Origin of the sequence: Streptomyces sp. NPDC021356 (assembly GCF_040641015.1) — a bacterium.
Taxonomy (GTDB): Bacteria; Actinomycetota; Actinomycetes; order Streptomycetales; family Streptomycetaceae; genus Streptomyces.
In genome coordinates this window covers 415885-442579 of the sequence record NZ_JBFACU010000002.1, presented here as the reverse complement: position 1 = coordinate 442579, position 26695 = coordinate 415885, and the positions used below count along the sequence as shown (strand labels likewise).

Below are 26695 nucleotides of genomic sequence, written 5' to 3'. Positions count from 1 at the left end.
TGATCGCGGTCATCGGTCCGTCGGGCTCCGGCAAGTCCACCCTGCTCAAGGCGCTCACCGGTTACCGCCCGGCCGACCAGGGCGAGGTCCATCGTCGTACGACGTCACAGGCGGGAGGTCAGCGGGCCTTCGGGCCGCCCCGCGGCATCCGCATGCCCTTGGGCATCGGCCCCTTGGGCAGCGGCATGTTGCTCATCAGGTCGCCCAGGGCGCGCAGCCGGTCGTTGGTGGCGGTGACCTGGGGACCGGTCAGCACGCGGGGGAACTTCAGCATGGTCGTGCGCAGCTTCTTCAGCTCGACCTGGCCCTCGCCGGTGCCGACGACCACGTCGTGCACGGGGACGTCCGCCACGATGCGGTTCATCTTCTTCTTCTCGGCGGCGAGCAGGGTCTTCACCCGGTTCGGGTTGCCCTCGGCGACCAGCACGATGCCGGCCTTGCCGACCGCGCGGTGCACCACGTCCTGGCTGCGGTTCATGGCGACGGCCGGGGTGGTGGTCCAGCCGCGGCCGACGTTGTCCAGCACGGCCGCCGCGGCGCCGGGCTGGCCCTCCATCTGCCCGAAGGCGGCGCGCTCGGCCCGCCGTCCGAAGACGACGGCCATCGCGAGGAAGGCGAGCAGGAAGCCCAGGATGCCCAGGTAGACGGGGTGGCCGATCAAGAAGCCGATCCCGAGAAGGACACCGAAGACGACGATGCCGACAGCCGCGAGTACAAGACCGATCTTCGGGTCGGCCTTGCGGGTCATCTTGTACGTCAGGGCGATCTGTTTCAGTCGCCCCGGGTTGGCAGCCTCGGCTGCGGTTTCCTTCCTCGCCATGCCACGAAGTCTACGTGGCCCCGGGAGTGACCGACGACGCAGTGCCCGGGGGCCCGGCCGGGGGCCGGGCGGCACCCGCGTCGGCGGCGTGACCCGGGCGCGGCCCTACGGGCGTACGGCAGGGAACTGGTCGAGGACGCGCTGGGCCTCGACCCGGTCCTTGGCGCGCCTGCGGTCCTCCAGGACGGAGGTCCAGGCGTTGCGGCGGGCGGTGCGCTGGCCGCCGCTCATGAGCAGCGACTCGACCGCACGGAGTGCGTCCGTCAGGGACGGAATGGCTGTGGCGCGAACGGGCGCGGCCTGCATGGTGGAGGTCCCCCTCGTAACGGCTCCGGGTGCGCGTGGCGTGAGTCCAGCGTCACTGATTGGTGTTACCAGGGCGTGACCGACCGGTCAAACACGGATGAAGCCCTGACATCGCGGGCCGAACGGGCGACGCGGCCCCGGCGGGCGCCCTCATCTGCGGCGACGGCCGGGACCGCGTCGTACCGGTCACTACCGGACGGTAAGTTCTTGTGCGCGAATTCACAGAACGCCCGCCCGGCTTGGTGCGCACGGAAGGTGACGGAGTGTCAGGCGGCGTCAGACGGCCTGCGTGGCGACGAAGGCGTCCCCCCGCTGCGGAGCAGCTGAATGACGCTGTTCGATCGCCATCCGGTACAGCCGCCCGGCACGGTAGGAGGACCGTACGAGCGGGCCGGACATCACGCCCGAGAAGCCGATCTCCTCGGCCTCCTCCTTCAGCTCGACGAACTCCTGCGGCTTGACCCAGCGCTCCACCGGGTGGTGGCGCACGCTCGGGCGCAGGTACTGCGTGATGGTGATCAGCTCGCAGCCCGCCTCGTGCAGCTGCTTCAGCGCCTCGCTGATCTCCTCACGGGTCTCGCCCATGCCGAGGATCAGGTTCGACTTGGTGACCAGGCCGACGTCGCGGGCCTCGGTGATCACCTTCAGGGAGCGCTCGTAGCGGAAGCCGGGGCGGATGCGCTTGAAGATCCGCGGGACGGTCTCCACGTTGTGCGCGAAGACCTCGGGGCGGGCGGAGAAGACCTCCGCCAGCTGCTCGGGCACCGCGTTGAAGTCGGGGGCGAGCAGTTCGACCTTGGTACGGCCGCCCTCGCGTCCGGCGGTCTGCGCGTGGATCTGGCGCACGGTCTCGGCGTACAGCCAGGCGCCGCCGTCCTCCAGATCGTCGCGGGCGACGCCGGTGATGGTGGCGTAGTTCAGGTCCATGGTGACCACGGACTCACCCACGCGGCGCGGCTCGTCCCGGTCGAGCGCCTCCGGCTTGCCGGTGTCGATCTGGCAGAAGTCGCAGCGCCGGGTGCACTGGTCGCCGCCGATGAGGAAGGTCGCCTCGCGGTCCTCCCAGCACTCGTAGATGTTCGGGCAGCCGGCTTCCTGGCAGACCGTGTGCAGGCCCTCGCTCTTCACGAGGTTCTGCATCTTCGTGTACTCGGGACCCATTTTCGCCCGGGTCTTGATCCACTCGGGCTTGCGCTCGATGGGGGTCTGGCTGTTGCGGACCTCCAGGCGCAGCATCTTGCGTCCGTCGGGTGCGACTGCGGACACGTCGGCTCCCTGTAGCTTCGATTCTTCGGCGTACACCAGGGTACGCCCGTGATGGTTGCGCCCAGGGCCTGCCCGGTCGGTGAGGCCAACCACGTATGCCCGGAGATCATTCCCGCCCCTCGGGACCCGCCGGGTGACCTCACCGGCCCCGACGGGCCCCGCCGTCAGGCGGTCGCCTTCTCGATCACGCGGGGCTTGAGGTCGGCGTTGCCCAGGACGTCCTTGAGGTGGCGTTCGACGACGGGCAGCACCTCGTCGATGGTGACGTCCCGGCCGAGTTCGCCCGCCAGCGAGGCGACGCCTGCGTCGCGGATCCCGCAGGGGATGATGCGGTCGAACCACTTGTTGTCCGGGTTCACGTTGAACGAGAAGCCGTGCATGGTGACGCCCTTGGCCACCCGGATGCCGATCGCGGCGATCTTGCGGTCCTCGCGGCGCTGGCCGGCGTTGGAGGGGGCGTACTCCGGACCGTTCAGGCGCGGGTCGAACTCGTCGTCACTCAGGCGCGGGTCGAAGTCGAGGGAGAGCCCGCCGAGCGCCGGCCGCTGCTCGACGGGGTCGCCGAGCACCCACACGCCGCTGCGGCCCTCGACCCGCGTGGTCGGGAGGCCGAACTCCGCGCAGGTGCGGATCAAAGCCTCCTCCAGGCGCCGCACGTGCGCGACCACGTCCACGGGGCGGGGCAGCTTCTGGATCGGGTAGCCGACCAGCTGACCGGGGCCGTGCCAGGTGATCTTGCCGCCGCGGTCCACGTCGATGACGGGCGTGCCGTCGAGCGGGCGCTCGCTGTCCTCCGTGCGCCGGCCGGCCGTGTAGACCGGCGGGTGTTCGAGCAGCAGCACGGTGTCGGGGACCTCGTCCGCGAACCGGGCGGCGTGCACCCGGCGCTGCTCGTCCCAGGCCTCCTGGTAGTCCACGGCCTCGGCACCGAATCCCCTGCGGACGAACCGCAACTCACTCACGGCAAGCGCCTCCCTGGAAGGTCGTAAGGCACGTAACGTGCCCACGCCACTGTACGTCCGGCCGTCTGGCGTCAGCCGCGCGGGCAATCCTCACACGATCGGATGAATGCGCGCCGAAGACCGCGGTCGGCTGCTCACTCTCCGCTACATTCACGCCGTTCATGAGGCCATAAGGGCTGCTCACAGGCAATCCGGGCACCACGCGGCCGCGTGCAGGCCCGAAAGGCAGGAGACCGCACCGCAGATGACGGAACGACCCGCGCAGCGCACTCCCAACCGCCAGCTCGCCGCGCTCATCGCAGAAGCGGGGTTCTCCAACGCAGGTCTGGCCCGTCGCGTGGACCAGCTCGGCCTAGAACACGGCCTGGACCTGAGATACGACAAGACGTCGGTCACCCGCTGGCTGCGCGGCCAGCAGCCCCGGGGCACCACGCCCGCCCTCATCGCGGAGGTCTTCACCCGGCGCCTCGGCCGCCGCCTGACCGCCCAGGACCTCGGCCTCGACGCCTGCGCCCCGGTCTACGCCGGGCTGGAGTTCGCCGCCGCCCCCGAGGAGGCCGTCGACATCGTCAGCGGCCTGTGGCGCAAGGACTCGGGCAGCCACGCCGAACTGCGCAAGATCGCCTTCACCCCGGCCGGTCTGGTGGTGCCCAGCCGCGACTGGCTGATCGGACGGGCCGACGACCGCGTCGCCCGCCCGGAGCCGCCCGCCGCCGCCCGCGTCCCCGCCCAGGGCAGGACCGCCGCCGCGCTCCCGCTCGCCGTGCCCGCCGGTGCCGGACAGCCCGTCCAGCCCGTACCCGGGGTGCCCCGCCAGCGCGGCCGGACCGAGCGCCCGCAGGCCGAGCGCGAGGCCCCCCGGCGGGTCACCGCAGGGGACATCGCCGCGCTGCGCTCGGTGGGGGAGCTGTTCCGCAGCCTCGACGACATGTACGGCGGCGGCCACGCCCGCCAGGCCCTCGTGCGCTATCTGGAACACGAGTGCGAACCGATGCTGCGCGGCAGCTACGGCGAGCAGACGGGCCGCCGCCTGTTCGCGGCGGCGGCCGACCTCACCCGGCTCGTCGGCTGGACGTCGTACGACATCGCCGCGCACGGCCTCGCCCAGCGCTACTTCGTCCAGGCCCTCCGGCTCACCCAGGCCGCGGGCGACCGGCCCTACGGCGCCTACGTCCTGGTCACCATGAGCCGGCAGGCCGTCTACCTCGCCCACGGCCGGGAGGCCGTCCAGCTGGCGCGGGTGGCCCAGCAGGGCCTCGGCAGCGCGGCACCGCCCGCCGTGCAGGCGCTGCTGCACGCCGCGGAGGCGCGCGGGCACGGCGTGCTCGGCGAGGTGCGCGCCTGCACGGCGTCACTCGCGCGCGCCGAACGCGCCCTGGAGGCGGTCCGGCCGGGCGACGAGGTGCCGTTCTGGGCGCGCTCCTTCGACGAGGCACAGCTCGCCGACGAGTTCGCGCACTGCCACCGGGACCTCCAGCAGTACCGCGCCGCCGCCCAGCACGCCGAACGCTCGCTCCAGCTGCGCGCGCCGGCGCACGCCCGCAGTCGCCTGTTCTGCCGCGTCGTCCTCGCCACCGCCCGGCTCGGCCTCGGCGACCTGGAACAGGCCTGCCGGCACGGCGCGGAGGCGGCCACCCAGGCGGCGGACATGCGCTCGGTACGCGCCGACGAGTACGTCCGCGACTTCGAGCGCCGCCTGGAGCCGTACAAGGACGCCCCTGTGGTCCGGACCTACCGCGACAAGGTGGCGGCCCTCGGCTGACGGGGCTGCCGGCCCCCGGCCGAAGGGAGGGGGCGGGACCCACGGGGCCCCGCCCCGCAGTCAGGCCGCCGCCGCCCGCGGGGCCGCCGTCGGGTGGGGGTCCGCGCTGTGCATCGGCCGGCCGGCCCCCAGGTCGGCCAGGATCGCCGCCGCGGCGCGGTGGGCGGAGTGCAGGGCGCCCTGGAGCGTACTGGTGTCCCGGTGGTCGCCGCAGACGTAGAGGCCCGCCAGGAGCCGTACGGGGCGCCTCGGGTCGTGCGGCGGGCGCATCGCCGGGACCGCCTCCGCGCTGTGGTGCACGGCCAGCGTCTCCCAGCGGCCGGTCGAGGTGCCGTACAGGCGGGCCAGATGACGGCGTACGGCGGCGTCGACGTCGGCCGGCGGCTCGCCCAGGACCGTCGAGGAGACCAGGGTCCGGCCGGCCGGAGCGCGCGCCGGGTCGACCCGGCTGACCACGGCCGTGTGCGCGACCGGCCCGCCACGCTCCGCGTCGAGCAGCAGGTGGGCGCCCGTCCGCGGCGGTTCGTCCGTCGTGTGGTGGACGACCGTCACGGGGTGGAAGTCGGGCACGCGCAGCCCGGGCAGCAACTCGGCCGCGGTCCGCGCGCCGGTCGCGACCAGCACCGCGTGGCAGCGGATCTCCCCGTGCTCCGCGGTGGTCACCGCGTTGGTGGAGACCGAGGTGACCCGTACACCGGTGTGCACGGTGCCCGGCGGCAGCGTGCTCGCCAGCAGTTCCGGCAGCACCTCGGCCCCGCCCTCCGGCAGGCAGAGCCGGCCCGCCGCGAAGGCGCGCAGCGCGAGGTCCGCGCAGCGGCTGGACGTGGTGAGGTCCGGGTCGCACAGCAGGGCGGACAGGAGCGGGCGCAGGAAGCCGTCGACGGTGCGGGCGGGCAGTCCGCGGGCCGCCAGCGCCTGCCCGGCGGGCATCTCGGGCCGGGTCATGAGGCGTTCGACCGGGGTGGCCGCGATCCGTGTGAGGGCGGCGCGCAGCCGCAGCGGGGTGCCGATGCCGAAGGGCTGGGCGCGGTCGGCCGCGGGCGCGGGGCCGGGCGCGGGGGCCTCGTCGAGCAGGGCCGTCGCCGGGCCCGTGCCGGCCCGGGCCCTCAGGGGCGGAACGGGGCGCAGGGCGCGGCCGGCCCGCCCCCTGGAGGGGACCGGGGGCCGGGGGGCGCTCGCGAAGGCGCGCACAGCGTGGAGCGCGCTCCGTGCGCTCCCGCCGGCCGCCGGGGCGCCCGCCCGGTGGTGCCGTCCGTCGCTGTGCAGCAGGACCCCCGGCGCGAAGGGGCGCAGCACGAGCGCGTCCAGCCCTGGGCCGTGGCCCAGTTGGGGATACGACGTGAACAGCAGCTGCCCGATCCGGTCGAGCCGGAAGCCGTCGATCTTCTCCGTCGACATGCGACCGCCCACGCGAGGGGCGGCCTCCAGGACTGCGGTCGTTACTCCTGCGCTGGTTAGCCGATGCGCCGCACAGAGCCCGGCCACCCCGGCTCCCACCACGACGACATCCACCTGGTACGCGGGCTCAAGCACGTGCCCCTCCTCGAGGTTGCGCGACCGGTGGAGCAGTGATGCCCTCGACCGGCTTGAGGAATACCCGAGTTCGGCACGAGGTTAGAGCCGCGGTCGGTCAGGGGCAGTCGCGCATGGACAGGGCACGGTCGCACGGCGGTCGCATACGGTCGCAAACTTTCGCCGACCGGTCGAGAGGTGTCACACACCGCTCGCACCAGCCGCCCCGGCGGCCCTCGCCCGCCCCTCGCCCGCCCGTCACGGCGCCGCCCGCACGCCTTCCGCGCCGGCCGTCAGGACGCGGCCCGCACGTCCTCCGCGCCGCCCGTCACGGCGCGGCCCGCACGTCCTCCGCGCCGGCCGTCACGGCGCCGCCCGCACGCCCCTCCGAGCCACCCGTCACAACGCCGCCCGTACGGCGTCCTCGATGCCCGGGAAGGCGAAGGAGAACCCCGACTCCAGCAACCGCCTCGGCACCACCCGGGCGCTGCCCAGCACGTCCCCGGCCATCTCCCCGAGCACGGTCCGCAGTACCGGCGCCGGCACCGGGAACAGCGCCGGCCGGTGCAGCACCCGGCCCATCGCCGCCGTGATCTCACGGTTGGTCAGCGGGTGCGGAGCGGTCAGGTTGACCGGCCCGGACAGGCTCTCGGTGTCGATGAGATGGCGCAGCGCCGCCACCTCGTCGTGCAGCGCGATGAACGACCAGTACTGCCGCCCGTCCCCCATCCGCCCGCCGAGACCGGCCCGGAACAGCGGGAACAGCCGCCCCCACGCCCCGCCCTCGCGGGCCACCACCAGCCCCGTCCGCGCGAACACCGTCCGCACGCCCGCCTCCTGCGCCGGGGCCGCGGCCTCCTCCCACTCCACGCACAGCGAGGGCAGGAAACCGTCACCGGGCGGCGCGTCCTCGTCGACGGCCCGCTCGCCCGTGTCGCCGTAGAAGCCGATCGCGCTGCCGCCGACGAAGACCCGCGGCGGTGTGCCGAGCGCGGCGACGGCCTCGGCGAGCGCCGCCGTACCGAGCACCCGGCTGTCCCGCATCGTCCTCTTGTACGCGTCCGTCCAGCGGTGGTCGCCCACCCCCGCGCCCGCGAGGTTGACCACCGCGTCGCACCCGATGAGCCCCGTCGTGTCGACGTACTGCCCCTCCGGGTCCCAGCGGACCTCGTCCGCGCCGCGGGCCGGATGGCGCACCAGGCGCACCACCTCGTGCCCGTCCGCGACCAGGGACCGCACCAGGGCGCTGCCGATCAGGCCGGACGCGCCGGCCACCGCGATGCGTGAACGTTCCATGTGCTCATCCTGCCCCGCCGGGCCCCTCCCGCCCCGCCCGCCACGGAATTTCCGGCGACAGCGCCCCCGCCCGCCCCTACAGTTCCCCCATGCCCGACAGTGTTCCCCCGCCCCGCACCGCCCCCGCCCCGCGCATACGCCGTGCCGCACCCGGCGACGAGGAGGCCCTGGGCCGCCTCGACCGGGCCGCCTGGTCCCCACTGCACTCCGTGCAACCGCGCCCCGAGGCGCCGTACGAGCCGTTCTTCACCGAACGGTCGGGTCCCGGCCAGCACCTGGTCGCCGAAGCCGGCGGCCGCCTCGTCGGCTACATCCGCCTCGGCCGCCCCACCGAACTGCCCGCCAACGCGCACGTCCGCCAGATCCGCGGCCTCGCCGTCGCCGAGGAGGCCCGCGGCACCGGCATCGGCCGCGCCCTGCTGCGCGCCGCCGTCGAGGAGGCCCGCCGCCTGGGCGCCCGCCGCATCACCCTGCGCGTCCTCGGCCCGAACGCCCCCGCCCGCAGGCTGTACGAGTCCGAGGGCTTCGTCGTGGAGGGCGTCCAGCCGGAGGAGTTCCACCTGGACGGCCGCTACGTCGACGACGTGCTCATGGGCCGCCCGCTGTGATGCGGGCGCGTCAGGAGGCGACCAGCCGGCCCGTGGCCACGGCCGCCGTGGCGCTCGCCGCCCGCTGCGCGTCCGGCGCCACCTCGGCCGCCGTCAGCGCGTACCCCGTCTCGGCGTCCGAGATGGAGCGGGCGAACACCATGCCGTACACGCGCCCGTCCGTGGTCAGCAGCGGACCGCCGGAGTTGCCCGGCCGGACCGTGGAGCGGACGGAGTAGATCTCCCGGGTGACGGTGGCGTCGTTGTAGATGTTCTGACCCGTGGCCCGGATCCGGTTCGCCACCGTCGCCGCCTGGAGGTCCAGGCCGCCGTCCTGCGGATAGCCCGCGACCACGGCCGCGTCGCCGCGCCCGGCGGTGTCGTCGAAACGCAGCACGGGAGCGCGCAGCCCGGGGACGTACAGCACGGCCACGTCCCGGTCGGGGTCGAAGAGGACCACCCGTGCCGCGTACGAGTGCCCGACGCCGCCGATCTGCACGAACGGGTGATCGATGCCCGCCACCACGTGCGCGTTGGTCATCACGTGCCGGGACGCGTACACGAAGCCGCTGCCCTCGCGGCCCTGGTTGCCCGACGTCCCCTCGATCTTGACCGTGCTGAGCCGGGCGGCGCTCGTCGCGCTCGCCGTCACGCTGTCGCCGGAGGGCCGGGCGACACCGGCCGCCGGCTCGTTCTCGAACGGGTTGAAGACCTGCGGGAAACCCGCCTCCGTCAGTGCGGAGGTGGCCCGCGAGAACCAGGCCGGAGTGGTCTCCGGCATCGCGTTCTGCACGGCGCCGAGCAGGGTCGAGTCCCGTATCGCCGTCGTCACCGCGGGGGAGGAGGAGGCGCCCAGGACGCTCGCCGCCACCCAGGCCACGATCAGCACCGCCACCGAGTTCGCGGCGGCGCCGCCGATGCCGTCGGCCACGCGCAGCGGGCTGCGGCCGGCCCGGTCCAGCTCGCGCCGCAGCCGCAGTGCGAGGCGCCCCGCCAGTTCGTGCCCGAGCACCGCGGGCACCAGGACCGTGACCACCGCGGTGACCGTCGCCGCCGTCGTCCCGCGGGTGACCAGGTCCATCACCCACGGCAGCACCCACACGCCGACGGCCGCACCGCCCACGAAACCGGCCAGCGAGACGCAGCCGGCCACCAGTCCGCGCCGGTAGCCGGAGACGGCGTAGAGCACGATCACCAGCAACAGCACGAGATCGAGCAGGTCCACGCATGCCGCCTTTCTCTCGGACCCGAGTACGCGCGGGACGGGCCCGGCGATCAGCGTGATCGGGTACGCGCACGTGGGTCCGGGAACCGGCCACGTGTACGTGTACCCACAGAAACGCCCCGGACCAGGACGATGGTTCCACCAGGTGGCACAGCACACATCGCGGACGGGGCGGATGGGGGTGAGGGTGAGGTCATGCGTGGAGTGGGCGAGGAAGGGCGCGCCCGGAGCCCCTGGGGCCCGAAGCGGCAGCGCGCCCCGTGGAGCCGGCGGACCCGGCCGACGTGGCGGACCCGGCGGACCGAAACCGGGCGGGCCGGGTTGACCGAAACCGGGCGGGCCGTAGCCGGGCGGACCGGGCCGGCCGGGCTGACCGTGCGGACTGTCCGGACCGTGCGGACCTGGTGGAAACCGGGCGGGGACCGGACCCCGGGGGAGCCGCGGGGCGTCACGGCGGTGCGCCGGCGGACACTCCTGCTGCGGCGCGCCCTGATCGGGCTGCTGTGCCTCCTGCCGGTGGCCGCCGCCGTCGGCGCGCTGCTGCTGGGCGCGGAGGGCGTCGGCCGTACGGTCACCGAGCGGGCGCCCACGGGAGCACACGCCCAGGGCGCCGACCCGCTGTCCGCGCAGACCGTGGCGCCCGGCTCGGCCGCCACCGCGCACCGCGCGCCCCGGCCGCGCATCGTGTCGCGGTCGCTCTGGCTCGACGCCACCGCACGGCACGTGCAGCCGCCCCCGCGCTACGACGACAAGGTCGTCGCCGTCTTCGTCCACCACACCGACTCGCCCAACGGCTACGCCTGCGCCGACGCCCCGAGCATCATCCGCCACCTCTACGCCGGGCAGACCGGCGCCCGCCAGTGGGACGACATCGGCTACAACTTCCTCGTCGACCGCTGCGGCACGATCTACGAAGGGCGCGCCGGCGGCGTCGAACGGGCCGTCACCGGCGCGCACACCCAGGGGTTCAACCACCGCACGGCAGGCATCGCGGCGATCGGCACGTTCACGACGGGGGCGCCCGTGCCGCGGGCCATGACCGACGCGATAGCCGCGCTGGCCGCCTGGAAACTCGGCCTGGCCGGAGTCGACCCGCGCGGCAGCGTCACGCTGGTCTCCAGCAACCGGCTCGCCCGCTACGAGGCCGGCACCGCCGCGCTGCTCCCGGCCCTCGCCGGCCACACCGACGGCTTCCGCACCACCTGCCCCGGCGCGGCCCTGACGATCCGGCTCCCCGCGATCCGCGAGACGGCGGCCCGGTTGCAGGGCCGTACCTGACCCGGCCCACCGGGGCGTCCGTCCCCGAGGGGTGCGGACTCAGTCCCGGAAGCGGGTCCACAGGCGGGGGTAGCGCCGGGCCAGCGCCTCGTCGTCCTCGAACCCGACCGGCGTACCCGCCGGTTCGGCCGGGGCGGGCGGGACGCCCAGGTCGGGGGCGACCGTGCCGGTGAGCTGCTCGTAGGCCTCGTCGGCCGCGTACCCCAGTTCCTCGCCGTCGCCGTCGATCTCCTCGTCGAAGTCGTCGAGCAACTCGGCGAGTGTGTCCGGGTCGTGCAGCGCGCCCTCGAACACCTCCCGGCCCTGGCCGATCAGCCAGCACCGGAAGTAGTCGAAGGCGTCGTCGCTCGCCCCGTCCAGCAGCACCCACGCGGCGCCCCACAGATCCCACCGGTACGCGCGGTTGTAGCGGGACTCGAAGTGCCGGGCGAAGTCCAGGACCTGCTCGGGATCGAACCCGAGCAGCCGCTCCACGAGCAGATCGGCCTGCTCCTCGGGGTCCCCCTCGGCTGCCCCGCGGGTGGCGTCGATCAGCTCCCAGAACTCCGTCTCGTCCATCACGGGTCAAGCATCGGCCCTCACGCCGGGCCCCGCACGCGGAGTGCCGCGGATCGTTGCGTCCCGTACATACTCCGCGCGCACCGCGCCCGTTCACCCCGCCCCCGGGTCCCCTGTCGCCCCTCTCGTCCCCTCCGGGTCCGTCCCCTCCGCCCCCGCCGGGTCCGTCCCCTCCGCCCCCGCCGGGTCCGTCCCTTCCGCCCCCGCCGGGCCCGGGGCGCCGTACAGTCCGGCCAGGCGCCGCGCGTCCCGGGTGAGGCGTGCGCGCAGGGACGCGGGGGCCAGCACCTCCGCCTCCGGGCCCAGGGCCGTGAGCTGGGCGTGCGCGACCTCCTCCGACTCCACCGGGAGCGTCACCGTCCTTCGGCCGTGCTCGTCCACGGGGCCGGCGACGGCCAGGGCCTCGCGGGCCGCCGCCGGATCGACGGCGTGCGCGAGCCTGCGCACCCCCTCCTCGGACAGCCGTACGACCACCTCGGCGCGCAGGATGGAGCGGGCGAACTGCTCGGCGCGCTCCGCCCAGAAGCCGGGCAGGTCGAACGTCCCGTCCCGCGCGAACCGCTCCTCACCCGCCTCGACCGCCTTCAGCCGGTCGACCCGGTAGACCCGGTGGGCCCGGCGAACGGCGTCGGCTCCAGGGGCGGCCTCCCCGGCCCGGTGCGGCCCCGGCCCGCCGCCCGAGGCGTGCTCCGCGGTCCGCGCGCACAGGTACCACACACCCGCCTTCAGCACGAGCCCGTACGGCTCCAGCTCCCGTACGACCTCGTCGCCGCCCTCCCCGCGCCGGTAGCGCGCGGTGATCCGGCGGTCGCTCCAGACCGCCTCCGCGACGGCGGGCAGCAGCGCGGGCGTCGCGCTTTCGCGGAACCAGGCCGGGGCGTCCAGGTGGAAGCGCTGCGCCGCCGTCCGGGAAGCGTCGCGCACGGCGGGGAGCAGCGCCGCGGACACCTTCAGACGGGCGGCCGAGGCGGCGTCCTCAAGGCCCATGTCCCGCAGCGCGCCGGGCACGCCGCTCAGAAAGAGCGCCTCCGCCTCGGCGCGCGCGAGCCCCGTCAGCCGGGTGCGGTAGCCGCCCACCAGCCGGTAGCCGCCGGCCCGCCCCCGGTCGGCGTAGACCGGCACCCCCGCCTCCGACAGCGCCTGCGCGTCCCGCGTGACGGTCCGCTCCGACACCTCCAGCTCGCGGGCCAGCTCGGCGGCGGTCATCGGCTGCCGCGACTGGAGCAGCAGGACCATCTTGATCAGGCGGGCGGCGCGCATACGGCCATGATGCCGGGGACCACCGACAGCGAAGGGGTACGGCGAGCGCCGTACCCCTTCGTCACGAGACGTCCAGCCCTTACAGGCCGTACTTCTCCCGGGCCTCCTTGACCGCCGAGGCCTTCACCTCGCCGCGCCGGGCCAGCTGGGCCAGGGCCGCGACGACGATCGACTCGGCGTCCACGCCGAAGTGGCGGCGGGCGGCCTCACGGGTGTCCGACAGGCCGAAGCCGTCGGCGCCCAGCGAGGACCAGTCCTGCTCGACCCACTGCGCGATCTGGTCCGGGACCTGGCGCATGTAGTCGGACACGGCCAGCACCGGGCCCTCGGCGCCCTGGAGCGCCTGCCGTACGTAGGGCACCCGCTCCTCGCCGCGCAGCAGCGCCGCGTCGGCCTCCAGGGCGTCCCGGCGCAGCTCGCCCCAGGAGGTCGCCGACCACACGTCGGCGGCCACGCCCCACTCCTCGGCCAGCATCTGCTGGGCCTTGAGCGTCCAGTGGATCGCCGTGCCCGAGCCGAGCAGCTGGATGCGCGGGGCGTTCGCCGGGGCCGTCAGACCGGCCGACTCGGCCGTGTTGAAGCGGTACAGGCCCTTGACGATGCCCTCGTCGATACCGAGGCCGGACGGCTTGGCCGGCTGCGGCATCGGCTCGTTGTAGACGGTGAGGTAGTAGAAGACGTTCTGGTCCTCGCCCTCGGCCGCCTCGCCGTACATGCGGCGCAGGCCCTCCTTGACGATGACCGCGATCTCGTACGCGAACGCCGGGTCGTAGGACAGCGCCGCCGGGTTGGTGGCCGCGATGACCGGCGAGTGGCCGTCGGCGTGCTGGAGACCCTCACCCGTGAGCGTGGTGCGGCCGGCCGTGGCGCCGACCAGGAAGCCCCGGCCGAGCTGGTCGCCGAGCTGCCACATCTGGTCGGCGGTGCGCTGCCAGCCGAACATCGAGTAGAAGATGTAGAACGGGATCATCGGCTCGCCGTGCGTCGCGTACGACGACGAGGCGGCGATGAAGTCGGCCATGGAACCGGCCTCGGTGATCCCCTCGTTGAGGATCTGGCCGTTCTTGGCCTCCTTGTAGTACATCAGCTGGTCGCGGTCGACCGGCTCGTACGTCTGGCCCTTGGGGGAGTAGATCCCGAGGGACGGGAAGAGGCTCTCCATGCCGAAGGTGCGCGCCTCGTCGGGGACGATCGGCACCCAGCGCCTGCCGGTCTCCTTGTCCCGGACCAGGTCCTTGACCAGGCGGACGAACGCCATCGTGGTGGCCACGCTCTGCGAGCCGGAGCCCTTGTCGAAGGCGGCGAAGGCCTTGTCGGCCGGGGCCGGCAGCGGCGCGAGCGGGTGCACGCGGCGGGCCGGGGCCGGGCCGCCGAGGGCCGCGCGGCGCTCCTGGAGGTAGCGCACCTCGGGGGAGTCGGCGCCGGGGTGGCCGTAGGGGACCTGGCCGTCGACGAAGTCGCTGTCCTTGATCGGCAGTTCCAGCAGGTCACGCATCTGCTTGAACTCGTCCACCGTCAGCTTCTTCATCTGGTGGTTGGCGTTCTTCGACGCGAAGCCGCTGCCCAGGGTGTGGCCCTTGACCGTCTGGGCCAGGATCACCGTCGGGGCGCCCTTGTGCTCCAGGGCGGCCTTGTAGGCGGCGTAGACCTTGCGGGCCTCGTGGCCGCCGCGCGAGTAGTGGAAGCACTCGATGATCTTGTCGTCGCTCAGCAGCTTCGCCATCTCGGCGAGCGCCGGGTCGGCGCCGAAGAAGTCCTGGCGGATGTAGGCCGCGTCGCGCGTCTGGTACGTCTGGATCTGCGCGTCCGGCACCTGGCGCAGGCGGCGCAGCAGCGCGCCCGTGGTGTCGAGCTGGAACAGCTCGTCCCAGGCGGTGCCCCACAGCGACTTGACCACGTTCCAGCCGGCGCCGCGGAACTGGGCCTCCAGCTCCTGCACGATCTTGAAGTTGGCGCGGACCGGGCCGTCCAGGCGCTGCAGGTTGCAGTTGATGACGAAGGTGAGGTTGTCCAGCTGCTCACGCGCGGCCAGCGCGAGGGCCGCCGTCGACTCGGGCTCGTCCATCTCGCCGTCGCCGAGGAACGCCCACACGTGCGAGGCGGAGACGTCCTTGATGCCGCGGTTGGTGAGGTAGCGGTTGAAGCGCGCCTGGTAGATCGCCGACAGCGGGCCGAGGCCCATCGACACCGTGGGGAACTCCCACAGCCAGGGCAGGCGGCGCGGGTGCGGGTAGGACGGCAGCCCGCCGCCCCCGGCCTCCTGGCGGAACTTGTCCAGGTGGGCCTCGCTCAGGCGGCCGTCCAGGAACGCGCGGGCGTAGATGCCGGGAGAGGCGTGGCCCTGGATGTACAGCTGGTCGCCGGAACCGTCGCCCTCCTTGCCGTGGAAGAAGTGGTTGAAACCGGTCTCGTACAGCCATGCCGCCGAGGCGAAGGTGGCGATGTGGCCACCGACGCCGTACTTGGAGCCGCGGGTGACCATCGCGGCCGCGTTCCACCGGTTCCACGCGGTGATGCGGGCCTCCATGGCCTCGTCACCGGGGACGGCCGGCTCGGCCGCGGTCGGGATGGAGTTGACGTAGTCGGTCTCCAGGAGCTTCGGCAGGGCGACACCAGTGCCCTCGGCGCGCTCCAGCGTGCGGCGCATCAGGTACGCGGCACGGTGCGGCCCGGCCGCCTTGGCAACGGCGTCCAGGGAGGCCCGCCATTCGGCGGTCTCCTCGGGGTCGCGGTCCGGGAGCTGGTCGAGCTCGCTCGGCTGGATGGCGTTGGGGTCGGTCATGTCGCCGCCTTCCTCAGTCGAAGGGGGTTCCCTCATCTGCAAGGGTTCGGGGGTGCCCTAGGTCTTTGGCAGGACAGGGCTCAAGGGGCTCTGGTGGGAGCCCGTCGCCGACTGTAACTCCCTGATCGATGATCGATCAAAGGGTTGAGGGGCAAAACCTCTCGATTCCGAGAAAGTCGGCACGGGGTGCCTTTCGAACAGGCACGCGGTGCCGCATTTTCGAACTGTTTCCGCAGGTGAGCTGGGGGGTGCTCGACTGCCGCACGGTGGCCGGCGGTGGCTCGGAGAGACTGCCCGCGGCGGGGAACCGCGACGCCCGGAGGCTGCTCCCCGGTTGGGGGCGCGGGGGCGCGGGGGCTCAGGGGCGCGGCGCGCAGCCCAGGACGTGCGCCTTCACCAGCTCCGCGATCCGCGGATCACGCCTGCGGAACGCCTGCACCAGCTCCTCGTGCTCCTCCGCGTACGACTGCTGGACCGTGCCCAGCCAGCGGATGGACAGCGCCGTGAACACCTCGATGCCCAGGCCCTCCCAGGTGTGCAGCAGCACCGAGTTGCCGGCGGCGCGCACCAGCTCCCGGTGGAAGCCCACCGTGTGCCGCACCTGCGCGGTGCCGTCGGCCCGCAGGTCGGCGTCGTAGAGCGCGCTGACGTGCGGCTCCAGGGCCGAGCAGTCCTCGGCCAGCCGGTCGGCCGCCAGCTCCGCCGCGATGGCCTCCAGTCCGGCCCGGACGGGGTAGCTCTCCTCCAGGTCGGCGGCGGTCAGGTTGCGTACGCGTACGCCCTTGTTGGGGGCGGACTCGATCAGCCGCAGCGACTCCAGCTCGCGCAGCGCCTCGCGCACCGGGGTCTGGCTGACCTCCAGCTCGGTCGCGATCCGCCGCTCCACGATCCGCTCGCCCGGCTTCCAGCGCCCGCTGACGATCCCCTCCACGATGTGCTCGCGGATCTGCTCGCGCAGCGAGTGGACGACGGGCGCGGTCATGGAGGCTCCTTAAAGCGGGACCGGGCGGCGGCCCCCGGGGGCGTTGACGCTTAGACAATACGGCGGTCCGCGCGGGGCGGAAGGGCGCATACGGGCGCTTTCACGCAGGTGAGACGAGGCTTACACGCCGTGATGGCCAAAAAGCGGCAAACGGCGGCGCCCCCGCCCGGAGTGCTCCGGACGGGGGCGCCGCACCCGCTCTTCCCGCGTGGGGACGAGGTCAGAGGCCGGTCCCGACGCCGTCGGGACCCTCGACCCGGGTCACAGACCCAGCTCGACCTCGAACTCGCCCGCCTCCAGGATCGCCTTGACCGCCGTCAGGTAACGGGCCGCGTCGGCGCCGTCCACCAGGCGGTGGTCGTAGGAGAGGGTCAGGTAGGTCATGTCGCGGACGCCGATGACCGTGCCCTCCTCGGTCTCGATGACGGCCGGACGCTTGACCGTGGCACCGATGCCGAGGATCGCGACCTGGCCCGGCGGCACGATGATCGTGTCGAACAGCGCGCCACGCGAACCGGTGTTGGAGATGGTGAAGGTCGCACCGGACAGCTCGTCCGGCGTGATCTTGCTCGCCCGCACCTTGCCCGCCAGCTCGGCGGTGGCCTTGGCGATACCGGCGATGTTCAGGTCACCGGCGTGCTTGATGACCGGGGTCATCAGGCCCTTCTCGGAGTCCACCGCGATACCGACGTTCTCGGTGTCGAAGTAGGTGATGGTCCCCTCGGCCTCGTTGATCTTCGCGTTGATGGCCGGGTGGGCCTTCAGCGCCTGCGCGGCGGCCTTGACGAAGAACGGCATCGGGGAGAGCTTGACGCCCTCGCGCGCCGCGAAGGAGTCCTTCGCCTTGGCGCGCAGCTTCATCAGCCGGGTCACGTCGACCTCGACCACCGAGGACAGCTGCGCCTGCTCGTGCAGGGCCTTGACCATGTTGTCGCCGATGACCTTGCGGATCCGCGGCATCTTCACGGTCTGGCCGCGCAGCGGGGAGGCCTCCAGGGCGGGGGCCTTCTTCGCGGCGGGCGCGGCAGCGGCGGGGGCCGGGGCCGGGGCCTTCGCGGCCTCGGCGGCGGCGAGCACGTCCTGCTTGCGGATGCGGCCGCCGACGCCGGTGCCCTTGACCGCGCCCAGGTCGACGCCGTTCTCGGCGGCGAGCTTGCGCACCAGCGGGGTCACGTAGGCGCCCTCGTCGGTCGCCTGCGCGGCGGGAGCCGGAGCCGCGGGGGCGGCGGCCGGGGCCGGAGCGGGCGCCGGGGCGGCCGGGGCCTGCGGAGCCGGGGCCGGAGCGGCCGGGGCCTGCGGGGCCGGGGCCGGGGCCTGCGGGGCCGGGGCCGGGGCCGGAGCGGCGGGAGCCGGAGCCGCCGGGGCGGCGGGGGCCGGGGCCGGGGTCTCGGCGGCGGGCGCCGGGGCCGGTGCGGCCGGGGCCGGGGCAGCCGCGGGAGCGGCACCGGGGGCGCCGATGACCGCGAGCTTGGCGCCGACCTCGGCGGTCTCGTCCTCGCCGACCACGATCTCCAGCAGCACACCGGAGGTGGGCGCCGGGATCTCGGTGTCGACCTTGTCCGTGGAGACCTCGAGCAGCGGCTCGTCGGCCTCGACGGAGTCGCCGACCGACTTCAGCCAGCGGGTGACGGTGCCCTCGGTGACGGACTCGCCCAGCGCGGGCAGGACCACGTCGGTGCCCTCGGCGGCGCCGGCCGGAGCGGCCGGGGCCTCGGCGGCGGGGGCGGGGGCTTCAGCGGCGGGAGCCTCGGCGGCCGGAGCCGGCACGGACTCGGGCTCGGCGGCCGGGGCGGGGGCGGCCTCGGCGGCGGGCGCCGCGGCGGGGGCGCCGGAGCCGTCGTCGATGACGGCCAGCTCGGCGCCGACCTCCACCGTCTCGTCCTCGGCGACCTTGATGGAGGCCAGCACACCGGCGGACGGCGAGGGGATCTCGGTGTCGACCTTGTCGGTCGAGACCTCGAGCAGCGGCTCGTCGGCCTCGACGCGCTCGCCCTCGGCCTTCAGCCAGCGGGTGACAGTGCCCTCGGTGACGCTCTCGCCGAGCGCCGGCAGGGTTACGGAAACCGCCATGGTTTCGGTTGCTCCTTACGAAGTACGGAAGTCTGTGTCGTCGCGCCCGTTGACCGAAGGCTCAGTCGTGGGAGTGGAGGGGCTTGCCGGCCAGGGCCAGGTGGGCCTCGCCGAGCGCCTCGTTCTGCGTCGGGTGGGCGTGGATGAGCTGCGCGACCTCGGCCGGCAGCGCCTCCCAGTTGTAGATCAGCTGCGCTTCGCCGACCTGCTCGCCCATGCGGTCGCCGACCATGTGGACGCCGACCACGGCACCGTCCTTGACCTGGACGAGCTTGATCTCGCCCGCGGTCTTGAGGATCTTGCTCTTTCCGTTGCCCGCCAGGTTGTACTTCAGGGCGACGACCTTGTCCGCGCCGTAGATCTCCTTGGCCTTGGCCTCGGAGACACCGACGGAGGCGACCTCCGGGTGGCAGTACGTCACCCGGGGAACACCGTCGTAGTCGATCGGAACGGTCTTCAGACCGGCCAGGCGCTCCGCCACCAGGATGCCCTCCGCGAAGCCGACGTGCGCGAGCTGGAGGGTGGGGACCAGGTCGCCGACGGCCGAGACGGTCGGAACGTTGGTGCGCATGTACTCGTCGACGAGGACGTAACCGCGGTCCATCGCGATCCCGGCCTCCTCGTAGCCCAGACCCTGCGAGACCGGGCCGCGGCCGATGGCGACGAGCAGGACCTCGGCCTCGAACTCCTTGCCGTCGGCGAGGGTGACCTTGACGCCGTCCTGGGTGTACTCGGCCTTCTCGAAGAAGGTGCCGAGGTTGAACTTGATGCCGCGCTTGCGGAAGGCGCGCTCCAGCAGCTTGGAGCTGTTCTCGTCCTCGACCGGGACGAGGTGCTTGAGGCCCTCGACGATGGTGACGTCGGAGCCGAAGGACTTCCACGCGGAGGCGAACTCGACGCCGATCACGCCGCCGCCCAGGATGATCGCGGACTTGGGCACGCGGTCCAGGACGAGGGCGTGGTCGGAGGAGATGACGCGGTTGCCGTCGATGGTCAGGCCGGGCAGGGACTTCGGCACGGATCCGGTCGCCAGGAGGACGTGGCGGCCCTGGATCCGCTGACCGTTGACGTCGACGGAGGTCGGGGAGGACAGCCGGCCCTCGCCCTCGATGTAGGTCACCTTGCGGGAGGCGATCAGGCCCTGCAGGCCCTTGTACAGGCCCGAGATGACCTCGTCCTTGTACTTGTGGACGGCGGGGACGTCGATGCCCTCGAAGGAGGCCTTGACACCGAACTGCTCGCTCTCGCGGGCCTGGTCGGCGATCTCGCCCGCGTGCAGCAGGGCCTTGGTGGGGATGCAACCCCGGTGCAGGCAGGTACCGCCGACCTTGTCCTTCTCGATCAGGGCGACGTCCAGGCCCAGCTGCGCCCCGCGCAGCGCCGCGGCGTAACCGCCGCTGCCACCGCCGAGGATCACTAGGTCGAAAACGGTGCTGGCGTCGTTCGCCACGTCACGTCCTCCATGCATGTGCGCCGTGCCGGTCGTCGGTGACCGGCGGGCGGCTTGTGTCCGGCCGCTCGTTCTTCGGCCCTTTGGGTGGGGGCCCTGTCCTGCCGTGGCCCATCTTCGCACTTGTCGGGGGCGAACGAGACGCGGGGCCGGGGTGTGAGACATCCCACCCGCCGACCGCACCTGCCCGACCCGACCGGACGCACGGGGGCCGCCCGACGGCACAGCCACCGGGCGCCCCCGCGACGAAAGCCGTCGTGGGCGCCGGGAACGCCGGGAACGCCGGGAACACCGGGAACGCCGGGAACACTGGAAAGAACCGGAATGCCGGGAAGAGCGGGAGCGCCGGGCACACCGGGAACGCCGGGAACGCTGGAAAGAACCGGAACGCCGGGCACGCCGGGCACGCCGGGAACGAGGACGGCCCCGGGGGCGGCGGTCGCCCGGGGCCGTTCTCGGGGAGGGGCGGGGCTCAGCCCAGGTCGCCCGCCGCCGTCAGCTCGGCGAGGCGGACCAGGGTGCGGACCGCGCTGCCCGTGCCGCCCTTGGGCGTGTAACCGAACGGGCCCTGCTCGTTGAAGGCCGGGCCGGCGATGTCCAGGTGCGCCCAGGTGATGCCGTCGCCGATGAACTCGCGCAGGAACAGACCGGCGACCAGGCCGCCGCCCATCCGCTCACCCATGTTGGCGATGTCGGCGGTGGGGGAGTCCATGCCCTTGCGCAGGTGCTCGGGCAGCGGCATCGGCCAGGCCTCCTCGCCGACCTCCTCGGCGGCCTCGTGGATCGCGGAACGGAACGCGTCGTCGTTCGCCATGATCCCGAAGGTGCGGTTGCCCAGCGCCAGCACCATCGCGCCGGTCAGGGTCGCGACGTCCACGATCGCGTCCGGCTTCTCCTGCGAGGCCGCCCACAGCGCGTCCGCGAGCACCAGCCGGCCCTCGGCGTCGGTGTTGAGCACCTCCACCGTCTTGCCGCTGAACATGCGCAGTACGTCACCGGGGCGGGTGGCGGAACCGGAAGGCATGTTCTCGGCCAGCGCCAGCCAGCCCGTGACGTTGACCTCCAGGCCGAGGCGGGCGGCGGCGACGACGGCGGCGAACACCGCGGCGGCGCCGCTCATGTCGCACTTCATCGTCTCGTTGTGACCGGCCGGCTTGAGCGAGATGCCGCCCGAGTCGTAGGTGATGCCCTTGCCGACGAGCGCCAGGTGCTTCTTGGCCTTCGGGCTGGTGTACGACAGCTTGACCAGGCGCGGTGCCGCCGCCGAGCCGGCGCCGACGCCGAGGATGCCGCCGTAGCCGCCCTTGGCGAGCGCCTTCTCGTCCAGCACCTGGATCTTCAGGCCGTTCGCCTTGGCCGCGTCCTGCGCCAGGGCGGCGAAGGCGGCCGGGTTGAGGTCGTTGGGCGGGGTGTTGATGAGGTCGCGGGCGCGGTTCAGCTCCTCGGCCACGGCGGTGGCGCGCTCCAGGGCCGCCTTGTACGCCTTGTCGCGGGGCTTGCCGCCGAGCAGCACGACGTCGGCCAGCGGCGCCTTGCCGCCCCGGCCCTTGACGTCCTTGCCGTTCTCCTTGTACGCGTCGAAGGAGTACGCGCCCAGCAGCGCGCCCTCACCGACGGCACCGGCGTCGGCGGCGTCCGCGAGCGGCAGCGCGAACGCGGCCTTCTTCGCGCCGACGAGGGCGCGGGCGGCCACACCGGCGGCCCGGCGCAGCGCCTCGGCGTCGTACCCGGAGTCCTTCTCGGGCGCCGCGCCCAGGCCCACCGCCAGCACGAGCGAGGCCTTGAAACCGGACGGCGCGGGCAGCTTCGTCACCTCGCCCTCGGCGCCCGAGGCACCGAGGGTCTCCAGGACGTCGGCGAGCTTGCCGTCGTAGGCAGCGTCGACGGCCTCGGCGCCCGGTGCGACGACCGGGCCCTTGGCGTCCTTGGCGACACCGACGACGATCGCGTCGGCGCGCAGGCCGGGCGCCGCGGCGGTGCTGAGAGTGAGAGCAGTCACGGTGGTGATTTCTCGCTTCCCTGTGAAAGGTGGTTGGCCGAATGCGGGTGGGTCGACCGGGCCCCACGACCGACCTTAGGCCCTCACGGACCCGACTCCTCCTGCGGTGCGGTCTTCACCCGGGCAGGCAAACACCCGGCACGAGCCTACGCGCGTCGGTGCGCCGATCCGTCGCGCGGGCTCCACCCGGGGGCGGCGCGGCCGTCACCGGCCGCCCCGCGCACGCGCGTTCCGGGGTCCGGGCGGCACGGCAACTGCCCTGGCGGCGGGCGGGATCGGCGCATCGGCGATGATCGTCGGGTGCACACCCCCACAGACCACCCCACACGTACTCCGGTTCACCCCGCGGCCGGTGCGGGAGCACGCCCGGCGCCCCGCCCAGGGACACGCCCGGCGGCGCGTACCGCGGCCCGTCCGGCGCGGCGCCCGGCCCTCCTCGCCGCCCTGCTCCTGCTGCTGCTCGCCGGCTGCGCGGGCCGGGCGGACGGTGACGCCGGTTCGGCGAAGGACGGCTCCACCGGCCCAAGTACGGCCTCCCCGGGCGCCGCCACCGCGGCCCCGGCGACCCGCTGGCGGCCCGGCCCGGGCACCACGTGGCAGTGGCAGCTCAGCGGCCGCCTCGACACCTCCGTCGACGCGGCGGTCTACGACATCGACGGCTTCGACCACACGAAGGAGACCGTCGCCGGACTGCACCGCGCGGGCCGCAAGGTCATCTGCTACGTCTCCACCGGCGCCTGGGAGGACTTCCGCCCCGACGCGGGCCGGTTCCCCAAGGCGGTGCTCGGCACGGGCAACGGCTGGAAGGGCGAGCGCTGGCTGGACATCCGCCGCACCGACGTGCTGGAGCCCCTGATGGCGGCGCGCCTCGACATGTGCCGTGACAAGGGGTTCGACGCGGTCGAGCCGGACAACATGGACGGCTACAACAACCGGACCGGCTTCCCGCTGACGGCCGCCGACCAACTGCGCTACAACCGCCTCCTCGCCTCCCTCGCGCACGAGCGCGGCATGTCGGTCGGCCTGAAGAACGACCTGGACCAGATCCCGCAGCTGGTGGGGGACTTCGACTTCGCGGTCAACGAACAGTGCGCCCAGTACGGCGAATGCGCCGACCTCAAGCCGTTCGTGGCGGCCGGCAAGGCGGTCTTCCACGTCGAGTACGAACTGCCCACCAGCCGTTTCTGCGCCGAGTCCCGCAGCCTGAAGCTGAGTTCGCTGCTCAAGAAGTACGAGTTGGGGGCGTGGCGCCGGGCGTGTTGAACCCGGGCCCGCCGGGCGTGTTGAACCCGGGCCCGCCGGGCGGTGCGGGGAAGCCCGGCCCGCCGGGCGGTGCGGACCAGCCCGGACCCGCGGTGCCGGCCGGTCCGCCGGTGGCGGCCGTCCACAGCCCGGTGACCGTCGTCCGCGCCACCCGGTCGGCCAGTGACCGCCGGCCGGGGAGGAGCACCGGCAGGGCGTTCACGAGGAAGAGCAGCACGGCCACCGCCCACACGAGCACCGACAGCAGGAAGTGGCCCTCGACCAGCAGGACACAGGCCACGGCGTAGACGGCTACGTCGGCCGCGGTGGTGACGGCGGCCCGCAGCGCGGCCGAGCGGGCCCGCCGGGACAGCGGGGAGAGCGGCGCGACCTTCAGGCCGAGCAGCGCCTTTCCGACCGTCCGCCCGGTCAGGGCGAGGCAGGCCCACTGGTACAGGAACGCGGCGAGCACCAGCAGTGCGAACGCCTGCTCCACGTACAGCACGGCCCTGTTCCACAGCGACAGCCCGAGGTGCTCGGAGCTGCCGATGACGTCACCGCGCGAGCCGAGCAGGTCGAGGCCGCCGCGGGTGGCCAGTTCCGGTACGTCGGTGACGAGGACGGCGATCCGGTGGAAGGTGAGTACGGCGAGCGCGGAGGCCGCGGCGACCACCAGCGCGAAGTCGATCAACCAGGCCATGGCACGGCGCAGCTTCGGCACAGACGTCCCCCGATCCCGCTCACTGTCTGTTCGGCCGCTCAGCCTACCGAGGGCGAGCGGGTGGCCGAAGGGTCCGGCGGGAATACGTTTCAGCCCAGTGACAGAACGACCAGGGCGCAGGTCGCCGCCGTCTCGGCGAGGCCGCCGAAGACGTCCCCGGTCACCCCGCCGAAGCGGCGCGTGCAGTGGCGCAGCAGGAGTTCGGCGGCGGCGAGGGAGGCGAGCACGGCGCCCGCCGAGAGCAGGGCCGTACCCGTCCCGAGTCCCGCGCCGGCCGCGCCCGCCGCCAGGGTGACGGCGAGCGCCGCGCCGAGCGCCCCGGGCACCGGCACGACCCCGGCGACGGCCGCACCCAGCCCTTCCGGCCGGGCGGCGGGAACACCCCTGCGCGCGGCCAGGGTCAGCGCCAGCCGGGCCGCGGTCGCCGAGACGACGGCCGCGAGGGCGCCCCGGGCCCACGAGCCGGCGTAGGCCTGCGTCAGGGCGGCCACCTGGGCCAGCAGCACGAACAGCAGGGTGATGACCCCGAAGGGGCCGATGTCCGACTGCTTCATGATGCGCAGCGCGTCCTCGGCGGGCTTGCCGCTGCCGAGCCCGTCGGCGGTGTCCGCGAGCCCGTCCAGGTGCAGCCCGCGCGTCAGCGCGGCGGGCACGGCGGCGGTGGCGACGGCGGCGAGCAGCGGAGCGGCACCGAGGAACAGCAGCAGCAGGCCCGCGCCCGCCGCCGCGGCGCCGGTCACGAGCCCGGCGAGCGGGGCGCACAGCATCCCCGAGCGCGCCGCCCCGCGGTCCCAGCGGCTCACCCGCACCGGCAGCACGGTCAGCGTGCCGAAGGCGAACCGGAGCCCGTGCAGCGCGGACGCCGGCGAGGGCGGGGGGGACGAGGGAGAGGAGGAGGGGGCGGACACGCGGGCAGACTACGGGAGAGCCGCGCGCCCGCCGACGGACGGGCGGCGCCCCGGCGGACGGGGCAGACTGCATACATGGGGCACTGGCTGTACCGCAACATCGTCGAACCCGGCAAACTGCCCCTGCTCCTCGCCCTGGGCGCCTTCGTCCTCACCTTCCTGGTCACCCGGGTCATCACCCGCCTCATCCGCGCCGGGAAGGGACCGTTCGGGAACGTCAGAGCCGGCGGACTGCACATCCACCACGTCGTCCCCGGCGTGGTCCTCACCGTCGTCGGCGGTTTCGGGGCGGTCGCCACCAGCAGCCGGCACGCCGTGGGCACGTCGCTCTTCGCGGTGGTCTTCGGCGTGGGCGCGGGCCTGGTCCTGGACGAGTTCGCGCTCATCCTGCACCTGGACGACGTCTACTGGTCCGAGGCGGGCCGCAAGAGCGTCGAGGTGGTGGTCCTCACCGCGGCCCTGGTGGGTCTGGTCCTCGCCGGCTTCTCCCCGTTCGGTGTCAACGACGTGACCCCGGGCGAACTCCAGGACCGCGGCTCGGTCATCGTGGGCGTGGCCGTCAACTTCCTCTTCTCCCTGGTCGCCCTCAGCAAGGGCAAGCTGCGGCTGGCCGTCCTCGGCGCGATCGTGCCCTTCCTCGCCCTGGTCGCCGCCGTGCGGCTGGCCCGCCCCGGCTCGTACTGGGACCGGCGCTTCTACCGCGGCCGCCCGCGCGCACGGGCCCGCGCCGACCTGCGCGCCCGCCGTCACGACCGCCGCTGGGCCGTGCCGCGCCGCGCGTTCCAGGACTGGATCGCCGGCAAACCGGACAGCCGGCCGCCGGAGCTACCGGAGGCCGGGCCGGGGCCGGGCGCCGGGCCGGGCAGGGAGTCGGGCGCGGGTCCCGGCAGCGGCCCGGGCCCGGAGTCGGGCAGGGGGCCCGGCCGCAAGTGACCGGGCCGGGACCGACCGGACCCGAGGACGCGCGCGGACCACCCGCCGAGGAGCCGCCCCCGGCCCGCGAAGGGCCGCCCGTACCGCCGGCGACGCGGCAGCCCCATCCGCCGCCACCGCAACCCCGGCCGCCGGCGCCGCAGGGCTGCCACCGCGCACCCCGCGGCCACGCCCGCGATCGCCGCCAGGTGCTCCCTGCCCGCCAGGTTCTCCTTCAGCAGCACCTCGGCGGTCATCGCCGCGGTCACCGCGAGGGCCGTGGCGTACGCCCCGTGGCGCAGGCCCAGATACACCGCGAGGCCCACGACGGCTGCCGACGGGCCGGTGTCCACCACCTGGGCGTCGGTGCCGGGCAGGCCCAGCGGGCGGTGCGGGCCGAGGGCGATGCCCACGCGCGCGTACAGGGTGCCGGCGAGCGTGGCGACGTAGGCGACGGCCAGGGTGCGCCGGCGGCCCAGGCAGATCTCGGCGGTGCCGAACACGCACAGGACCTGTGCCAGCGCACCCCACACCGGAAGGTCGGGCGCCGGCACGAACAGGGACAGCGGGGTGCGCAGTACGGCCTGCCACAGCGGGTCCTCGGCCCGTACCGTCCCGGCCTGCCGGACGAGGCCGTGGCCCCACGGCCCGTTCTGCGCGCACCACAGCAGCGCGGTCAGGCAGACGGCGGCGAGGGTCATCGGGACCGCCCGCAGCCGTCGCCGCAGCAGCGGCCCGCGCACGGTGTCGTACACGGACCCCCACTCGGCGCGGGCCCAGCGCGCGATCCTCCTCAT

The 26695-nt window shown here is 74.0% G+C and carries 21 protein-coding genes and 2 pseudogenes; 6 read left to right on the top strand and 17 right to left on the bottom strand.

Annotated features, from left to right (window positions below; all coding sequences use genetic code 11):
* Window positions 1-2: 2 nt before the first annotated feature.
* A pseudogene (locus tag AB0G56_RS04180) lies at window positions 3-86 on the top strand (ATP-binding cassette domain-containing protein); the annotation flags it as partial.
* Between the two features lie 32 nt (window positions 87-118).
* Here the strand turns inward: AB0G56_RS04180 and AB0G56_RS04175 are convergent.
* From AB0G56_RS04175 to lipB, 4 genes are all read right to left on the bottom strand, one after another.
* Window positions 119-820, bottom strand: a complete 702-nt coding sequence (locus AB0G56_RS04175; protein ID WP_360963267.1) for a DUF4191 domain-containing protein — start codon at window positions 818-820, stop codon at window positions 119-121.
* 105 nt (window positions 821-925) lie between these two features.
* Window positions 926-1126, bottom strand: coding sequence for a hypothetical protein (locus tag AB0G56_RS04170; protein ID WP_360963265.1), 201 nt, complete (start codon window positions 1124-1126; stop codon window positions 926-928).
* 276 nt (window positions 1127-1402) lie between these two features.
* On the bottom strand, window positions 1403-2392 hold the full coding sequence (gene lipA / locus AB0G56_RS04165; RefSeq protein WP_360963262.1) for a lipoyl synthase: 990 nt from the start codon (window positions 2390-2392) through the stop codon (window positions 1403-1405).
* A 164-nt stretch (window positions 2393-2556) separates the two neighbouring features.
* Entirely contained in the window at window positions 2557-3399 is an 843-nt protein-coding gene (gene lipB, locus AB0G56_RS04160) for a lipoyl(octanoyl) transferase LipB (RefSeq protein WP_360963259.1), read from the bottom strand.
* Between the two features lie 199 nt (window positions 3400-3598).
* Between lipB and AB0G56_RS04155 the strand changes: the two genes are divergently transcribed.
* Entirely contained in the window at window positions 3599-5116 is a 1518-nt protein-coding gene (locus AB0G56_RS04155) for a regulator (RefSeq protein ID WP_360963256.1), read from the top strand.
* Between the two features lie 60 nt (window positions 5117-5176).
* Here AB0G56_RS04155 and AB0G56_RS04150 read toward each other — a convergent pair whose 3' ends face one another.
* Both AB0G56_RS04150 and AB0G56_RS04145 read right to left on the bottom strand, forming a co-directional pair.
* Complete coding sequence (locus tag AB0G56_RS04150) at window positions 5177-6628, bottom strand: NAD(P)/FAD-dependent oxidoreductase (protein WP_360963336.1); 1452 nt, start codon at window positions 6626-6628, stop codon at window positions 5177-5179.
* A 399-nt stretch (window positions 6629-7027) separates the two neighbouring features.
* On the bottom strand, window positions 7028-7924 hold the full coding sequence (locus AB0G56_RS04145; protein ID WP_360963253.1) for a TIGR01777 family oxidoreductase: 897 nt from the start codon (window positions 7922-7924) through the stop codon (window positions 7028-7030).
* Between the two features lie 89 nt (window positions 7925-8013).
* Between AB0G56_RS04145 and AB0G56_RS04140 the strand changes: the two genes are divergently transcribed.
* Window positions 8014-8532, top strand: a complete 519-nt coding sequence (locus tag AB0G56_RS04140) for a GNAT family N-acetyltransferase (protein WP_360963250.1) — start codon at window positions 8014-8016, stop codon at window positions 8530-8532.
* Between the two features lie 10 nt (window positions 8533-8542).
* Here AB0G56_RS04140 and AB0G56_RS04135 read toward each other — a convergent pair whose 3' ends face one another.
* Window positions 8543-9736, bottom strand: coding sequence for a MarP family serine protease (locus AB0G56_RS04135; protein ID WP_360963248.1), 1194 nt, complete (start codon window positions 9734-9736; stop codon window positions 8543-8545).
* 456 nt (window positions 9737-10192) lie between these two features.
* Between AB0G56_RS04135 and AB0G56_RS04130 the strand changes: the two genes are divergently transcribed.
* Window positions 10193-11014, top strand: coding sequence for a peptidoglycan recognition protein (locus tag AB0G56_RS04130; protein ID WP_360963333.1), 822 nt, complete (start codon window positions 10193-10195; stop codon window positions 11012-11014).
* A 39-nt stretch (window positions 11015-11053) separates the two neighbouring features.
* Here AB0G56_RS04130 and AB0G56_RS04125 read toward each other — a convergent pair whose 3' ends face one another.
* From AB0G56_RS04125 to AB0G56_RS04095, 7 genes are all read right to left on the bottom strand, one after another.
* Window positions 11054-11572 carry a DUF4240 domain-containing protein gene (locus tag AB0G56_RS04125; RefSeq protein WP_360963330.1) on the bottom strand — a complete coding sequence of 173 codons (519 nt, stop codon included), beginning with the start codon at window positions 11570-11572 and terminating at the stop codon, window positions 11054-11056.
* 93 nt (window positions 11573-11665) lie between these two features.
* Window positions 11666-12832 (bottom strand): WYL domain-containing protein, encoded by a 1167-nt coding sequence (locus AB0G56_RS04120; RefSeq protein WP_360963245.1) that lies wholly within the window; start codon window positions 12830-12832, stop codon window positions 11666-11668.
* Window positions 12833-12911: 79 nt separating this feature from the next.
* Window positions 12912-15614, bottom strand: coding sequence for a pyruvate dehydrogenase (acetyl-transferring), homodimeric type (gene aceE, locus AB0G56_RS04115; protein ID WP_360963242.1), 2703 nt, complete (start codon window positions 15612-15614; stop codon window positions 12912-12914).
* 358 nt (window positions 15615-15972) lie between these two features.
* Window positions 15973-16596, bottom strand: a complete 624-nt coding sequence (locus tag AB0G56_RS04110) for a GntR family transcriptional regulator (protein ID WP_360963239.1) — start codon at window positions 16594-16596, stop codon at window positions 15973-15975.
* A gap of 261 nt (window positions 16597-16857) precedes the next feature.
* Entirely contained in the window at window positions 16858-18666 is a 1809-nt protein-coding gene (sucB, locus tag AB0G56_RS04105) for a 2-oxoglutarate dehydrogenase, E2 component, dihydrolipoamide succinyltransferase (protein ID WP_360963237.1), read from the bottom strand.
* 61 nt (window positions 18667-18727) lie between these two features.
* Complete coding sequence (gene lpdA, locus AB0G56_RS04100) at window positions 18728-20116, bottom strand: dihydrolipoyl dehydrogenase (RefSeq protein WP_360963234.1); 1389 nt, start codon at window positions 20114-20116, stop codon at window positions 18728-18730.
* Window positions 20117-20588: 472 nt separating this feature from the next.
* Window positions 20589-22115 carry a leucyl aminopeptidase gene (locus tag AB0G56_RS04095; protein ID WP_360963231.1) on the bottom strand — a complete coding sequence of 509 codons (1527 nt, stop codon included), beginning with the start codon at window positions 22113-22115 and terminating at the stop codon, window positions 20589-20591.
* 444 nt (window positions 22116-22559) lie between these two features.
* Here AB0G56_RS04095 and AB0G56_RS04090 point away from each other — a divergent pair, with 444 nt between their 5' ends.
* Window positions 22560-23378 carry an endo alpha-1,4 polygalactosaminidase gene (locus tag AB0G56_RS04090; protein WP_360963328.1) on the top strand — a complete coding sequence of 273 codons (819 nt, stop codon included), beginning with the start codon at window positions 22560-22562 and terminating at the stop codon, window positions 23376-23378.
* Here AB0G56_RS04090 and AB0G56_RS04085 read toward each other — a convergent pair.
* Window positions 23338-24057: an RDD family protein gene (locus AB0G56_RS04085; protein WP_360963228.1), complete on the bottom strand. Its 720-nt coding sequence runs from the start codon at window positions 24055-24057 to the stop codon at window positions 23338-23340. The genes AB0G56_RS04090 and AB0G56_RS04085 overlap by 41 nt on opposite strands.
* 110 nt (window positions 24058-24167) lie before the next feature.
* Entirely contained in the window at window positions 24168-24986 is an 819-nt protein-coding gene (locus AB0G56_RS04080; RefSeq protein ID WP_360963225.1) for an adenosylcobinamide-GDP ribazoletransferase, read from the bottom strand.
* A 75-nt stretch (window positions 24987-25061) separates the two neighbouring features.
* On the opposite strand from AB0G56_RS04080, the gene AB0G56_RS04075 reads away from it, so the two are divergent.
* A complete protein-coding gene (locus tag AB0G56_RS04075) occupies window positions 25062-25919 on the top strand; it encodes a hypothetical protein (RefSeq protein WP_360963223.1) in 858 nt (285 codons plus the stop codon).
* 131 nt (window positions 25920-26050) lie between these two features.
* On the opposite strand, the pseudogene AB0G56_RS04070 reads toward AB0G56_RS04075, so the two are convergent.
* A pseudogene (locus tag AB0G56_RS04070) lies at window positions 26051-26695 on the bottom strand (hypothetical protein); the annotation flags it as partial.

Bases quoted from the DNA above. Each gene is read 5' to 3' on its own strand.
- AB0G56_RS04175 (WP_360963267.1), bottom strand. From the start codon at position 820: ATGGCGAGGAAGGAAACCGCAGCCGAGGCTGCCAACCCGGGGCGACTG.
- AB0G56_RS04170 (WP_360963265.1), bottom strand. From the start codon at position 1,126: ATGCAGGCCGCGCCCGTTCGCGCCACAGCCATTCCGTCCCTGACGGAC.
- AB0G56_RS04155 (WP_360963256.1), top strand. From the start codon at position 3,599: ATGACGGAACGACCCGCGCAGCGCACTCCCAACCGCCAGCTCGCCGCG.
- AB0G56_RS04145 (WP_360963253.1), bottom strand. From the start codon at position 7,924: ATGGAACGTTCACGCATCGCGGTGGCCGGCGCGTCCGGCCTGATCGGC.
- AB0G56_RS04140 (WP_360963250.1), top strand. From the start codon at position 8,014: ATGCCCGACAGTGTTCCCCCGCCCCGCACCGCCCCCGCCCCGCGCATA.
- AB0G56_RS04125 (WP_360963330.1), bottom strand. From the start codon at position 11,572: ATGGACGAGACGGAGTTCTGGGAGCTGATCGACGCCACCCGCGGGGCA.
- AB0G56_RS04120 (WP_360963245.1), bottom strand. From the start codon at position 12,832: ATGCGCGCCGCCCGCCTGATCAAGATGGTCCTGCTGCTCCAGTCGCGG.
- aceE (WP_360963242.1), bottom strand. From the start codon at position 15,614: ATGACCGACCCCAACGCCATCCAGCCGAGCGAGCTCGACCAGCTCCCG.
- AB0G56_RS04110 (WP_360963239.1), bottom strand. From the start codon at position 16,596: ATGACCGCGCCCGTCGTCCACTCGCTGCGCGAGCAGATCCGCGAGCAC.
- sucB (WP_360963237.1), bottom strand. From the start codon at position 18,666: ATGGCGGTTTCCGTAACCCTGCCGGCGCTCGGCGAGAGCGTCACCGAG.
- AB0G56_RS04085 (WP_360963228.1), bottom strand. From the start codon at position 24,057: ATGGCCTGGTTGATCGACTTCGCGCTGGTGGTCGCCGCGGCCTCCGCG.
- AB0G56_RS04075 (WP_360963223.1), top strand. From the start codon at position 25,062: ATGGGGCACTGGCTGTACCGCAACATCGTCGAACCCGGCAAACTGCCC.